Source organism: Clostridium gallinarum (assembly GCF_014836325.1).
In the GTDB taxonomy this organism is placed as follows: domain Bacteria; phylum Bacillota; class Clostridia; order Clostridiales; family Clostridiaceae; genus Clostridium; species Clostridium gallinarum.
This window is the reverse complement of record NZ_JACSQZ010000024.1, coordinates 32,435-45,694: the sequence shown is the minus strand read 5'-3', so window position 1 is coordinate 45,694 and position 13,260 is coordinate 32,435. Positions and strand designations below refer to the sequence as shown.

Below are 13,260 nucleotides of genomic sequence, written 5' to 3'. Positions count from 1 at the left end.
AGTTATAAAAAATATATTTATTATATCATTACTAATTGTATTTATCCCAATAATAATTGGAATACTAATATTTTTTCATTAGTATCAAAATGATTAGAGCAAATAAATATTTAAAATAACATAGTAAATCTTTATCACTTCTTATGCTTCTTTTTGTAAAGTATAAATCCCATTAAAAATAAAATAATAACTGTTAGTATTATTATATCTGTAATATCATAAGCCATAAAAAAAGCAAAACTCTTTTTGATATGAGGTAAATACATCATCTATCATTCCTTTTTTATTTCGTCTATTTTATTTTCAATTCTATTTAATCTAATATTTAATTCCTTTAAATACAGTGCTTGCTTTTCTTCATATTCTTTTAACTTATTTGGCATATAATACACAACATTAAATATAATTAATAAAATTAAGGCTATAATAAAAAATTCTATTCCCATTTTAAACCTCTCCTATAATCCCTTAAATAGGCTTGTATTAAAAATAAATACTATTCATATATTTAACTGATATCTCAATGCATCCTCAATAGGATTATCATAATAGTCTTTAAAGGTTTCTACATTTATAAAATTAAAATCACTAAATACTTTTTGCATAGGATAGTTTGTAACCCTTGTTTCTCCTCTAAAATCTGTCATTCCCTCTTTTTTAATTTCACTTATCATTACTTGAAACAATTTATGAGCTAATTTTTTTCCTACAGATGATGATGGCTAATACTATAATAATTACAAGCCCTATTCCAATAAGTAGAGATGATATTTTAATAGAAAATAAATTTGCTACTTTCTCCATAGAAATGTCTCCTTTCAAGAAAATACATTAATGGAATATATATTTCAAAAAATATAAAATTACCCTTCTATTCTCAAACTTCTATATATTAATTAAAGTATCTAAACAAAGTTTTAGTGCATATTCAAATGAATCTCCGCCCCAATTTCTTTCATCATATCTCTCAATATCTGCTAAACTATCCGCTGTAAACAAAATTTGTCCCCATATCACGCCTCTCATCTGTGCACAAGCAGCTAATGCAGAACATTCCATTTCAACAACTGAGCATCCTTCTTCTTTTCTATATAATACCTTTTCCTTTGTTTCTCTAAAAAATCCATCAGTAGACCAGGATATAACTTCAACATATTTTAAACCATGATCTTTTAAAGTTTTTTCAATTGCCATTAAAGCATCCTTATTAACATCAACATAGCGCGATGGTTTCATATAATGATAAGATGTGCCCTCATCTCTTAAAGCTTTTTTAGGAATAATAAAAGTATTTTCAGGAAAATCCTCTAATGCTCCACAAGAACCTGCTGAAATAATTTCCTTAGCACCATATGCTATAAGCCAATCTAATAACTGTGCTGCTGGTGCTGAACCAACAGGTGCTTGGCATAAGCAAATATTTTCTCCCTTATAGTTAGTTACATATATGGGATATGCTTTGGTCGCTGATATAAATTCAGCTACTTTCTCACATTCATTATTTTTTGCATATATATCTATATGTTCACCTAGAAATGCAAAAACAGCTTTTCTTGGTAAATTCAAGTCAAGTTTTTCATGTTCTGGCATAATAACTGACTTTTCATCTGTATCAAACTCTAAAATTGGAATTTCATTTTTTATAATAATCATATTTATTTACTCCTCTCCCCTGTGTTCCTATCCAACCTTCATAAGAAGTATTTCCTGCTCCAATAATAATTCTCTTCATTATCCTACTTGTCCCCTTTTAATTTATAACCATACCTCATAGCAACGATAACTACTAAAGTAATTAAATCCAATTTTCTGCACCATATTTAAATCTTCTATTTCACATTCATCAATAAAGAAGATTGTTTTATTTATTAATGGATTATATTTAAATAATTCTTCTAATGATTTAGATAATAAAATTTCTTCAATACCTTTTCCTTTATATTTATCTGAAACTGAAAGTCCAAAAATTTCTGATGTATTTTCCTCACTTTTCTTAATAAAAATACTTCCTTCTATATTATCTTCATGTTTACTTTTTTCCTTATACAATGGATAACTTGATGTTTCTAGTTTTTGACTTAATTTCCAAGCAAAATCAATTGCTATAGATATATCTTCCTCATTAATTGTTCTTAACACGTATCCCACTCCCTAAAGTATTCCTTATAAAATTGTTGTTATAAATCTCACAAAATATAAAAATACTTATTATCTATTAAATTATTTTCTTGATAAATTATAAGCATTATCATAATCATCCTTATGACATAGATATAATACGATTTTAATTGCTACATATTTTCTCACCCTTTTATTTGTATTTATAATCTTAATTTTTATTTAGCTATTTGATTTCTAAAAAAGTTATTACAAAACTCATTCCACTTTATCTTATATTCATCATGCTCTAATATTTGCAAATCATATGGAGTTAAAACATTTCTCCTTTTTGCCTCTAAAACAAAATCTGATATATAATCTTCTGTTAAAGTATAAAAACCATATACTTGTTTATAGTCTCTTTTAGTAGCTACGTATAATCTTGTATGTCCATCTACTGAAACTAATTCATCATTAATTTTAACTAAAGGAATAATAATATCATCACTACTTTTAATAAAATATGATACTGATTCAACTTTCTTTTTATCAACATAAAATTGTGATGGTTGAATATCTTCAATATTCAACTTAAATATATTAATATCTTTAAATGATTTTATAAGTTTATTATTTATACCATAAAATTTAGTTATATGCTCAGCATAAAATCTAAATTCATCAATTACTTCATCAACATTTACTTCGTTATCAAACTCTACTATTGCTGTGTTTTGATTCATAATTTTAAATGAACATTTATATTTATCATCAATAAGAAATGCTCCATGCTCTAGTAATACTTCTCTAGAAAATCTTGTATCATCATATTGATTTACTCTCTCTATTTTATGAGGCATATAACCATCTCTCCTTAATTTTTCATTTATAAATTCTATCTTTAATAATCTTTTATATTAACTATTTTTTCTATTAACTAGAGTATTTTATTAAGTTCATTTTTTAAATATCTAATACATTTCTCATATAGATCATTATATTCATTAGTTCTAAATTTATAAAACTCATCATCTATAATACCTAATTCTTTAAATTTTTCATCATATCCTTTTTCTGATTCAAAAATTTCCGTAGCCTTATTAAGTAAAGTCGAGAAGTTCTTTTCGTCTATGGAATTCAAAAAATCTAGAGTCTGCCTCGCATATTTTTCTCCTTCTGCATCTATGAAATAAAAATCAAAACCTCCACTATTTACTTCTGTTAATAATAAACCTACCATCAAAAAATTCTTTTCTATTTCATCTAATTTATTAAAATCTCCTTCTACATGTTTTATTAGATAATAATCAAATATTTTATAAAATAATTCTTCACTTCTATAATTCTCATTTACTATAGTTTCATAATATTTGCTCATAAAACTCTCTCCTCTTGCCGCATGCAACATAAACTTTATTTTAAAATATCTATTATTATTTGCGAAAACTTATCTGGTTCCTCAATGTAAGGATAGTGAGCAGAGTTTTCTAATATAATTAATTTTTTAAATTTAGCAACGATTTTCTTGTAGTATTCCTCTATTAATATCGTTGGAGTTATATAATCATATTTTCCACACAGAAAATATATTGGAACTTTAAGTTCTAAAATCTTATCCATCATTCTTGTTTTAATTATTTCATCCCAAAGATATTTGTCAAAAAAATCCAATCCTTTTGCTATATTTTCTATATCATTTTTTGTGTATTCTTCACACTTATTTGCTATATTTCGAAAATTAATTTCGTTATACATCCTACCACCAAATCTTCCAACATTTTTAAGAATTATAGATAACTTCGTATCATCTTCAATAAATGGTGAATTACCAATTCCTATTAGTTCATTTACTGCTTCCTCGCACCCCGTTTCTTTTGCTTTCATTAATGCAAAATCATAGGATATATTTAATGATTGTGAAAAATCAACAACTTGCCCTATACTAATAAATCCATAAAAATCTTCTGGATACAAATTAATCAAGTTCATGCCAATAATAGTTCCCCATGAATGACCTGCTAAATATATTTTTTCTTTACCATACTTCTTTTTTAGTAAGAGAACTAAATCATGAGCATCGGATAATATCTGTAATAAATTCATACTTTCATTTGGTATATTTTCTGAATATGATTTCCCTGTTCCCCTTTGATCCCAATGTACAACTAAATACATACTTTCAATATCCTTTTGAAAATGCTGATGAAAAGGCATCATTGGAAGCCCTGGTCCACCATGTAAAAATAAAATAATAGGCTTTTGTTCATCTACACCTCTCACTAGTATCCATTGTTCAACGCTCCCTAAAATAATCTTATCCAATAGTCTAATCATCCTCTATTCCCCCATAGTCATTTAAACAATTTATGTTAATTTTTTACCTCACATATTAATAAAATACTAATATTGTATTATCGTTTTTAATTCATCTAAATAAATATTGATCATATGGTTTTTCACTATATCCCCATACAACTTATCACTTTTAAACCATTTTTTTGTATAAATATAATCTTAAGTATAACAAAGGCAGTTTTTATTTACAATATATGGTGATAACTATTTCTATTTTATAAATTTCCCATTAGAATAATATTTTTATTTACGCCATAAAATAAGAGATAAACATTATATTCATTGCTCCGTCGCATGCGCTCCAGGTCAACATCATACAATGTTCATCTCTTTTCAAACTGAAGGAAAGAAATTATTTTATTAATTTTTACTATTTCTGAATTCATTAAAAATACTACTCTTTTCTTTAACTATAGATGCTTCCTCTATAACAGAGGAATTATTTTTTATCACAAACCATTAGAACTTTATCATTTCCAAGCTTTTTTCATTCATCTAATACAAGAAATATCATTTTATATTACTTTTTCACTCTTATAAATTGAAAAAATTTTTTCATAAATATTAATTATAAAATTCCCAAACTGAAAAAATAATTCTTTAATATCATATTATATTTAATTAAATAACTTTCCAGTCTATAATTTATTTATTAAAAATACGAAAGGATGAAATAATATTATGAGTATTAAAGTAATAATAATGGATGTTGATGGCACTTTAACTAATAGTAAAAAATTAATTCCAGAGGAAACTAAATCAGCATTAATTAAAGCACAAGAAAATGGAGCTATATTAGTTTTAGCATCTGGAAGACCTACTTCTGGATTAATGGATTTTGCTAAAGAGCTAAATATGGAACATTATCATGGACTTTTAGTTTCATTTAATGGTTCTATGGTTATCGATTGTGAGACTAACAATATTTTATTTAACGAGACTATGAAAGTTGAAGATGGACAAGCAGTATTGGAACATATGAAGAAATTCAATGTTAAGCCTATGATTAATAAGGATAACTATATGTATGTAAATGATGTTTTTGATAATGAAATAAAAATTAATGGTGAACCTTTTAATATTATTCAATATGAATCTAGAGGTGGAAAGTTTAAGCTATGCGAAAAAGATGACTTAGCTTCTTTTGCTGATTATCCACTAAACAAAATTTTAATTGCTGGAGATCCAGAATATTTAAAAGAAAACTATCAATATATTATGGAGCCATTTAAAGATAAATTAAGCTGCATGTTTACAGCACCTTTCTATTTTGAGTTTACTGCTAATGGTATAGATAAAGCTAAGGCATTAGATACAGTATTAACTCCTATGGGGTACACTAAAGAAGAAATGATTGCTTTTGGAGATGGACATAATGATGCTTCAATTATTAAATATGCTGGTATAGGAGTAGCTATGGGGAATGCTGTGGAAGAATTAAAATCTATAGCTGATGAAATTACTTTATCTAATGAAGAAAACGGTATTGCAGTATCATTACGTAAACATATGCCTGAATTATTTTATAACTAAGAAATAGAAGCTATCATAATGATAGCTTCTTATATGTAAATTAAAATTCAGTTAATTTTCTATAATATGATAATTTATTTTTTAAATTATTATCATAATCTGTTTCAAAGTAGCAAGCAAATAGAATATCTAAAATATATAGTAATGATAATCTAGTAGAGAAAGAGGATATTTTATTATAATGATTTTCATTAGAGCATAGATATAATTGATAATCAGCAAGAGCCATCATCGCATTCTCTTCAGTTGATGATATTAATAGTATTGGCGTACCATTATTTTTTAAAATTTTTGCTAGTTTATTAACTAAAATTCCTCTACCACCAAAAGATATTAATATAGCTATATGTGTTTTATCGCTACATGAAGCTACTAATCTTTGATTATACTCTTCTATAGGAACATTAACATTAACACCAATTTCTTGCATTTGAAACTTAAAATTTTCAGCAAAAAATATATTTCCTGCTGAAGTATAAACATCAATCTGTTTTGCTTTTTTCATAGCTTTAACAGATAATTTTAACTGATCAAGATTGAAAAGATTAAAAGTTGAAAGTATTGTTTGATCATAATCTTCTCTGATTTTTGTAAGTATTTCATAATGGGTTTGATTTTGCTTAACAGGGAAATCAAAATCAAACTCTTTATTTTCCTTTAGATAACTATTTATTGAACCTGATATTTTAACTTTGAGTTCAGATAATCCTGATATATCTAACTTTTGACAAAGTCTATATAACGTAGTTGTTGAAACAAAGCACTCTTTACAAATTGTATCAGAACTCATATTTAAAAATTCATTTGGATTTTCTAAAATAAAATCTACTATCTGTTTTTCATTATTAGTTAAATTTTTTGTATTAATTAATTTATTAAAAATGTTCATTATAATCTCCTTATATTTATCCATCATCCCTAATAAATATGGAATATAATTATAATATATAATATTATTCAATTTTAATAAATACACACTTTGCTTAATATAATTAATCTTATTAACAAAAAAAATTATATATTTCTACTTATGAAGGAGGACAAGAAATGTTAACATTACTATTAATAATAATTTATATATCTTTTATTAGTTTAGGATTACCTGATGCAATATTAGGATCCGCTTGGCCAATGATTCATCAAGATTTAAATGTTTCTATATCCTATGCTGGATTAGTTACTATGATAATTTCATGTGGTACAATTATTTCAAGTTTCTTTAGCGAAAAATTTATAAGGAAATTTGGAACTGGTAAAGTTACAACCTTTAGTGTATTTTTAACAGCTATTGGCTTGTTAGGAATTTATTTTTCACCTAGTTTTATATGGATATGTTTGCTTGGAATTCCATTAGGATTAGGTGCCGGAGCTGTAGACTCTGCTTTAAATAATTTTGTAGCATTACATTATAAAGCTAAACATATGAATTGGCTTCATTGTTTTTGGGGAATAGGCGCTACAACAGGACCTTTTTTAATGTCTATTTATTTATTAAAAGAAAATGGTTGGCGACTTGGATACGCTACTATAGGCATAATTCAGGCTATATTAGTTATATGTCTATTTATCTCTTTACCATTATGGAAAAGATTTGATATTAATACTAATGACGAAGTTAGTAATAATGATATCATTAAAATATCTACTCTTCTTAAATTACCAGGAGCTAAGCCTGCACTTATATCCTTCTTTTGTTATTGTGCAGTAGAACTTACTACTGGTTTATGGGTTAGTTCTTATTTAGTTATAAGCAATGGTCTATCTGCAAAAACAGCTGCTAAATGGGTATCATTATATTATTTAGGTATTACTATAGGTAGATTCTTAGCTGGTTTTATATCTATTAAATTAAATAATAAGCAAATGATAAAAATAGGACAAGTTACTTGTATTATTGGTGGAATTTTATTAATTATAACTTACTCAAGTAATATTCAGTTAATAGGATTAATAACAATAGGTCTTGGCTGCGCTCCTATTTATCCAGCTATGCTACATGAAACTCCAAATAGATTTGGAAAAGAATTATCTCAAGGAATAATGGGAATACAGATGGCTACTGCATATATTGGCAGTACATTTATGCCACCTTTATTTGGAGTACTATCACAAGTTGTTGGATTTAAAATTTTACCATATTTCCTATTAATATTGATGATACTTATGCTTATATCGACAGAAAAAGTTAATAAAATATGTAAAAATTCTAATAATAAATAATAATTTATTATACTTTGTTTCTAGATTAATAAATAAAAAAGAGATAAACATTATATTCCTTGCTCCGTCGCATGCGCTCCAAGTCACCGTCATACAATGTTTATCTCTTTTCAAACTGAAGGAAGGAAATTATAAAACTATTATTCACATGGTAATACTTTTACAATTTCCTAAAGAATTAAAAGCCTTAGCTATATAACTTTGCTAGCTAAGGATAATTCAATTCTCTGACTTAAAATTTATTTAATAATTTCTTGAATTTTTTCTTTATTAACTTTACTAATTGATATAAATGGTTCCGGGTTCATAGTGTATTCCATAATTTGTTTTTCAAACCATTCTACATCATGCCATTTATTATTTTTATATCCCGTTTTATGAAAGACACCAAGACTTTTAAATCCTAAACCTAAGTGAAGTCCTTCACTTTTTTTATTAGGAATAGTAACTGCACCATATACTGTTTTAATCCCTTGTAATTTTAATATTTCTATTAATAAGCAATAAAGTTTTTTTCCTAATCCTTTTGATGTACAAGATTTATCTAAATATATGGATAGTTCTGCATTCCACTTATAAGCTTCTCTATCTCTTTGCCTATTTGCATAAGCATATCCTAAAATTTCTCCACTTTCTTCATATACCAAATAAGGATAATCTTTAGTAATATCAAAAATACGTTTTTCAAATTCTTCTTCTGTTGGAAGGTTAAACTCAAATGTAATTGCTGTATCTATATATTGTGAATATATCTTTAATAAGGATTTACTATCATTTATAGTTGCTAATCTAATCATATTTAATTTCTCCTCTACCCTAAAATTATATAATCACTAATTTTTATTAAAAAAATTAAAATAGTAATACATTCTATCCCATCCTTTACTTGTTAATATTTTATTTAAGAATATAAATTTCGAAATTACCCATACTATATTTGTGATAATTAATCACTATTAAAATTATTTTGGAGGTAATACCATGCAACAAAATGCTAAGGATCAATTACAAAACGCTTGCTCTCAATTACAAAATGCTCAAACAGCTTTAAATCAAGCTGTAAGCTCTGTAGAAAAAGCTAGTAACAAACAAGAAATTCAAAATACTTTAAATGCTGTACAAAATGCAGTATCAGTTGCTAATAATGCAATGAGTAACTATCAAGATTAATATTTTTATTATAAGAGGTCACCTTTAAGGCAGCCTCTTATTTTTTTTGTTTGGGAAATTATAATAAAGTCAAATATGTGGACAACTTTATAAGAGTAGTAAAATTCGTATTGTAAGAGGTAGAATTTATATAATTTCCTTCCTTCAGTTTGCAAAGATATAAACATTGTATGACGGCGACTTGGAGCGCATGCGACGGAGCAAGGAATATAATGTTTATATCTTTTTAAGTACATCTTCTTTAAATTTTTCTATTCCTATCCTATCTATAAAGAAGCCTAGCTTTTCCCCTGCTTCTGCATTTTCTTTATAATATTCAAAAATAATATCTACTAACTTTTCTGCATCTTTTTCTTCTAAGTCAATTGCTATAATATCTGACAGTCTTGGATTATAACCTGCAGAGCCTCCTACAGTTACAATAAATCCTGTTTTATCTGCTATTACTCCAACATCTTTACTATAAACACTACCACAAGCATTTCTGCAACCAGCAACACCTATTTTAGTTCTACAAGGCATTTCTTCCCACTGATATTTTTTTGAAAGCCTCATTCCTATTCCAATAGTATTATGTTTTGATCTTTTACAAAAACCAGCAGGGCAAATCTCTACATTTTTAACTGAATTTTGTGTTTTAACAGCTGGTACCATTCCAAGTTCTTCCCAGATAGATTTTAAATCACTTTCTTCTAAATTTGTAATTAGTATTCTTTGCCCAGAAGTAATTTTTATAACTCCATTATATTTTTTAGCTACTTTAGCTATCTTTTCAAGATTTTCAGGAGTTATAAAGCCACCTGGTATATGAGGAGTTATTCCAAATTTTCTTTTTCCATCTATAACCTTTTGTAAATTACCATAATTACTCATGCTTTTCCCCTTTAAATTTTCTTAAATATTGATTCTAAATCCTTTAACCCTTGTAAGACTTCTTCTCTTGAAAAATTATTTTCAATTAAATCTTCATCACTTTTTTCTAATAGCTCTTCATAAAAATCCACTGCAACTTTATAATTTACTTCTGATTTATTTTTTTCAATTTCCTCAAAAAGAAAATTTTCTGCCTTATTATATTCTTTTTTATCTATAAGACTCTTTAAAATTATACGAAGAATCTCAGATGAGCCTGAATCTTCTAAATTCATTACTAACATATTATCATCCTCTTTCTTAACTAAAGCTTTTATAAAATTTCTACTTAGTTCATTAATTAATTTCTCTATATTTATATTTAACACCTACAATCTATACTTAATTATTCATTATCTTAAGTATATCTTCCCCATACCTTTCATACTTCTTCTCTCCCATTCCTCTTATACTAAGAAGTTCTTCCTTAGTTTTTGGAACTTTATTAGCTAGTTCCATAAGAGTTGAGTCTGAAAAAATAATATATGGTTTAATGCCTTGTGAATTTGCTTTATCTTTTCTCCATAATCTTAATTTATTAAATAAATCTTTATTAATTATCTTTTCTTCTATATCTTCACTAAGCTTGCATATAACTTTTTCTTGGGATTTTAAAACCTTAATTGATCTAGAATTTAGCTTTAGCATAGAATATGTTCCTTCTTTTAAGCTTACATATCCTAAATCTATTAATGTTTTTATTAAATCCCTTATAAACTTGCTACTATAATCCTTCATTATTCCAAAGGTTGTTAGCTCATTTAATCTATTTTGAATTATTTTAGGACCTGTAAATCCTCTTAAAACATCTACTAACACTGATGTTCCAAATCTTTCTCTACTTCTATATACACAAGATAAAATCATTTGAGCTTCTGTTGTATAATCTCTAAGCTCATCATTATTTAAGCAATTACTACAATTATTACAATAGTCTTTTAAATTTTTATCTCCAAAATATTGTAATATAAAACTTCTATAGCATTTATCATATTCACAAAAATCAATCATACTTTGAAGTTTCTTTATTTCAATTTCTTTTCTTGCATTTCCAGCTGTTGTATAAATCAAATATTCTAAAGTCCTTATATCATCTCTATTAAATAAAAGATGACATTCTGTTTTTTCTCCATCTCTTCCGCCTCTACCTATTTCTTGATAATAACTTTCAATGTTTTTACAAAGACTAAAATGTATTATGTATCTTACATTTGATTTATCTATTCCCATTCCAAAGGCATTAGTTGCAACCATTACATTAAAATTATCTTTTAAAAATTCATCTTGATAATAATTTTTCTCTTCATCTTTAAGACCACCATGATATTTAGCTGCATATATACCTCTTTCTCTTAAATAATAATATAAAGCATCTACTTCTTTTCTAGTAGAACAGTAAATAATCCCACTTTCTTCCTCATGATCTCTTATATAATCTTTAACAAACTCTGGTTTATCTTCTTCTTTATGAATAGATATAGCTAAGTTTTCTCTATCAAAACTACCTAAATATGTATATGGATTAATTAACCCTAGTAAATTTAAAATATCTTTTCTTACTTCCCTAGTTGCTGTAGCCGTAAAAGCTGTAACAACAGGCCTTACTCTTAAGCTATTAACAAAGGGTAATATATATCTATAACTTTTTCTAAAATCATGTCCCCACATAGATACGCAATGAGCTTCATCTACTGCAACTTGACTTATATTAAGCCTTCTTAGCATTTTATTAAAGTATTCACTTTCTAATCTTTCCGGAGCTATATATAAAAGTTTTATTTTACCTTCATAACAAGAATTAATTATATCCTTAATTTCTTCTAAACTTTGAGTGCTATTTATATAAGCTGCGTTTATTCCTATATCATTTATTGAATCTACCTGATCTTTCATTAAGGATATTAAAGGAGAGACTACAAGTGTTATACCATTAAAAATTAAAGCAGGAATTTGGTAGCATACAGACTTTCCCCCTCCTGTTGGCATTATACAAAGTGTATCTAAACCTCTTAAAATATTACTTATAATTTCATATTGTCCTTCCTTAAAGGAGTTATATCCATAATACTTTTGTAAAATTTCTATTGCTTTATTTAAAATGTTAATCACTCCTTTCCACTTTAGATTTTACCATATTTTTTTAAATCCTAAACCATTTAACATATAATTATAATAAATATTTTATTATATAAATATATAATAAAAAATAACAAGGACAGTAAATAATTTTAAATACTTACTGCCCTCAATATTATTTAAAAAGTTAACCTTTACAAATCTATTTTAAATTAGCAATTAAGATTTCAACTTCTTTTTTACTTAAATTAAATTTCTCAGTTACTCTTAACAAAGTCTTATATAATTCTTCTTCATTTAAATAGCCTCTTAAATAACTACTTATACTATTACTAATTTCTAAAATTCTTTGAAGAGCTTCTATTCTATTCTCTTCTTCTAATTCATTATTTTCTATAGATCTATACAATATATATCCACAAACCGAACATAATTCAATATAATCAATAATATTATTATCTCCTATAGTGCTTAACATATATTCTATTTCTACAGATGAATATTTTTTATAAATATCATTATTTATATTAAAGTGAACTGAAGCATTAATAAATTCATCTTTTAGATCCACTGTTACTTTTTTATTTAAGTAGTTCAAAACTAGTTTGTATATAATTGCATCCATTTATATGTCCCCCTATATATTCCTATAATTATAATCTATCATAATATTTATCTTTTTCAATGATATTTTCTAACTTTTTAGAAAATTAAAATAAATTTGCATATTCTCTTTACTTTTACATACACTAGCTGTATAATGAATATTACAGAGAAGTAATTAATATCGCGGGATGGAGCAGTTGGTAGCTCGTCGGGCTCATAACCCGAAGGTCGTAGGTTCAAGTCCTGCTCCCGCAACCAAAAAAAAGATAATGTATAACTATAATAGTT

16 protein-coding genes and 1 tRNA gene are annotated in these 13,260 nt (G+C 26.1%); 4 read left to right on the top strand and 13 right to left on the bottom strand.

Annotation, left to right across the window (positions count from 1 at the left end; translation table 11 throughout):
• Positions 1-272 precede the first annotated feature (272 nt).
• The 7 genes from H9660_RS08230 to H9660_RS08200 all read right to left on the bottom strand — a co-directional run bounded on the left by H9660_RS08230 (position 273) and on the right by H9660_RS08200 (position 4,434).
• A complete protein-coding gene (locus H9660_RS08230) occupies positions 273-446 on the bottom strand; it encodes a hypothetical protein (RefSeq protein ID WP_191749894.1) in 174 nt (57 codons plus the stop codon).
• A 54-nt stretch (positions 447-500) separates the two neighbouring features.
• Positions 501-647: a hypothetical protein gene (locus tag H9660_RS08225; protein WP_207729445.1), complete on the bottom strand. Its 147-nt coding sequence runs from the start codon at positions 645-647 to the stop codon at positions 501-503.
• Positions 648-885: 238 nt separating this feature from the next.
• Positions 886-1,653, bottom strand: coding sequence for a nucleoside phosphorylase (locus tag H9660_RS08220; RefSeq protein WP_207729444.1), 768 nt, complete (start codon positions 1,651-1,653; stop codon positions 886-888).
• A gap of 102 nt (positions 1,654-1,755) precedes the next feature.
• Entirely contained in the window at positions 1,756-2,139 is a 384-nt protein-coding gene (locus tag H9660_RS08215) for a hypothetical protein (protein ID WP_191749892.1), read from the bottom strand.
• 197 nt (positions 2,140-2,336) lie between these two features.
• On the bottom strand, positions 2,337-2,960 hold the full coding sequence (locus tag H9660_RS08210; RefSeq protein ID WP_191749891.1) for a hypothetical protein: 624 nt from the start codon (positions 2,958-2,960) through the stop codon (positions 2,337-2,339).
• Between the two features lie 77 nt (positions 2,961-3,037).
• Positions 3,038-3,478, bottom strand: coding sequence for a DMP19 family protein (locus H9660_RS08205; RefSeq protein WP_191749890.1), 441 nt, complete (start codon positions 3,476-3,478; stop codon positions 3,038-3,040).
• A 35-nt stretch (positions 3,479-3,513) separates the two neighbouring features.
• Positions 3,514-4,434: an alpha/beta fold hydrolase gene (locus H9660_RS08200; RefSeq protein WP_191749889.1), complete on the bottom strand. Its 921-nt coding sequence runs from the start codon at positions 4,432-4,434 to the stop codon at positions 3,514-3,516.
• Positions 4,435-5,133: 699 nt separating this feature from the next.
• Here H9660_RS08200 and H9660_RS08195 point away from each other — a divergent pair.
• Positions 5,134-5,988: a Cof-type HAD-IIB family hydrolase gene (locus H9660_RS08195; protein ID WP_191749898.1), complete on the top strand. Its 855-nt coding sequence runs from the start codon at positions 5,134-5,136 to the stop codon at positions 5,986-5,988.
• Between the two features lie 40 nt (positions 5,989-6,028).
• On the opposite strand, the gene H9660_RS08190 is transcribed toward H9660_RS08195, so the two are convergent.
• The gene (locus H9660_RS08190) at positions 6,029-6,877 is read right to left on the bottom strand and encodes a MurR/RpiR family transcriptional regulator (RefSeq protein ID WP_191749888.1); all 849 of its coding nucleotides are present in this window, start codon (positions 6,875-6,877) and stop codon (positions 6,029-6,031) included.
• Between the two features lie 158 nt (positions 6,878-7,035).
• Here H9660_RS08190 and H9660_RS08185 point away from each other — a divergent pair, with 158 nt between their 5' ends.
• Positions 7,036-8,208 (top strand): MFS transporter, encoded by a 1,173-nt coding sequence (locus H9660_RS08185; RefSeq protein ID WP_191749887.1) that lies wholly within the window; start codon positions 7,036-7,038, stop codon positions 8,206-8,208.
• Positions 8,209-8,447: 239 nt separating this feature from the next.
• On the opposite strand, the gene H9660_RS08180 is transcribed toward H9660_RS08185, so the two are convergent.
• Positions 8,448-9,005 carry a GNAT family N-acetyltransferase gene (locus H9660_RS08180; protein WP_191749886.1) on the bottom strand — a complete coding sequence of 186 codons (558 nt, stop codon included), beginning with the start codon at positions 9,003-9,005 and terminating at the stop codon, positions 8,448-8,450.
• Positions 9,006-9,189: 184 nt separating this feature from the next.
• On the opposite strand from H9660_RS08180, the gene H9660_RS08175 reads away from it, so the two are divergent.
• Positions 9,190-9,378 (top strand): hypothetical protein, encoded by a 189-nt coding sequence (locus H9660_RS08175; RefSeq protein ID WP_191749885.1) that lies wholly within the window; start codon positions 9,190-9,192, stop codon positions 9,376-9,378.
• A 216-nt stretch (positions 9,379-9,594) separates the two neighbouring features.
• Here the strand turns inward: H9660_RS08175 and H9660_RS08170 are convergent, their stop codons facing one another.
• The 4 genes from H9660_RS08170 to H9660_RS08155 form a co-directional block, all read right to left on the bottom strand.
• Complete coding sequence (locus H9660_RS08170) at positions 9,595-10,251, bottom strand: nitrite/sulfite reductase domain-containing protein (protein ID WP_191749884.1); 657 nt, start codon at positions 10,249-10,251, stop codon at positions 9,595-9,597.
• An 11-nt stretch (positions 10,252-10,262) separates the two neighbouring features.
• Positions 10,263-10,619 (bottom strand): DUF6483 family protein, encoded by a 357-nt coding sequence (locus H9660_RS08165; RefSeq protein WP_341479581.1) that lies wholly within the window; start codon positions 10,617-10,619, stop codon positions 10,263-10,265.
• 13 nt (positions 10,620-10,632) lie between these two features.
• Entirely contained in the window at positions 10,633-12,396 is a 1,764-nt protein-coding gene (gene recQ, locus H9660_RS08160; protein WP_191749896.1) for a DNA helicase RecQ, read from the bottom strand.
• A gap of 172 nt (positions 12,397-12,568) precedes the next feature.
• The gene (locus H9660_RS08155; RefSeq protein ID WP_191749883.1) at positions 12,569-12,991 is read right to left on the bottom strand and encodes a hypothetical protein; all 423 of its coding nucleotides are present in this window, start codon (positions 12,989-12,991) and stop codon (positions 12,569-12,571) included.
• A gap of 163 nt (positions 12,992-13,154) precedes the next feature.
• Here H9660_RS08155 and H9660_RS08150 point away from each other — a divergent pair.
• Positions 13,155-13,230 (top strand) — tRNA-Met (locus tag H9660_RS08150).
• The last annotated feature ends 30 nt before the right edge of the window (positions 13,231-13,260 follow it).

Coding starts and splice junctions, on each gene's coding strand:
- H9660_RS08175 (WP_191749885.1), top strand. CDS start 9,190: ATGCAACAAAATGCTAAGGATCAATTACAAAACGCTTGCTCTCAATTA.
- H9660_RS08205 (WP_191749890.1), bottom strand. CDS start 3,478: ATGAGCAAATATTATGAAACTATAGTAAATGAGAATTATAGAAGTGAA.
- H9660_RS08210 (WP_191749891.1), bottom strand. CDS start 2,960: ATGCCTCATAAAATAGAGAGAGTAAATCAATATGATGATACAAGATTT.
- H9660_RS08200 (WP_191749889.1), bottom strand. CDS start 4,434: ATGATTAGACTATTGGATAAGATTATTTTAGGGAGCGTTGAACAATGG.
- H9660_RS08185 (WP_191749887.1), top strand. CDS start 7,036: ATGTTAACATTACTATTAATAATAATTTATATATCTTTTATTAGTTTA.
- H9660_RS08230 (WP_191749894.1), bottom strand. CDS start 446: ATGGGAATAGAATTTTTTATTATAGCCTTAATTTTATTAATTATATTT.
- H9660_RS08180 (WP_191749886.1), bottom strand. CDS start 9,005: ATGATTAGATTAGCAACTATAAATGATAGTAAATCCTTATTAAAGATA.
- H9660_RS08190 (WP_191749888.1), bottom strand. CDS start 6,877: ATGAACATTTTTAATAAATTAATTAATACAAAAAATTTAACTAATAAT.
- H9660_RS08220 (WP_207729444.1), bottom strand. CDS start 1,653: ATGATTATTATAAAAAATGAAATTCCAATTTTAGAGTTTGATACAGAT.
- H9660_RS08170 (WP_191749884.1), bottom strand. CDS start 10,251: ATGAGTAATTATGGTAATTTACAAAAGGTTATAGATGGAAAAAGAAAA.
- H9660_RS08225 (WP_207729445.1), bottom strand. CDS start 647: ATGACAGATTTTAGAGGAGAAACAAGGGTTACAAACTATCCTATGCAA.
- H9660_RS08155 (WP_191749883.1), bottom strand. CDS start 12,991: ATGGATGCAATTATATACAAACTAGTTTTGAACTACTTAAATAAAAAA.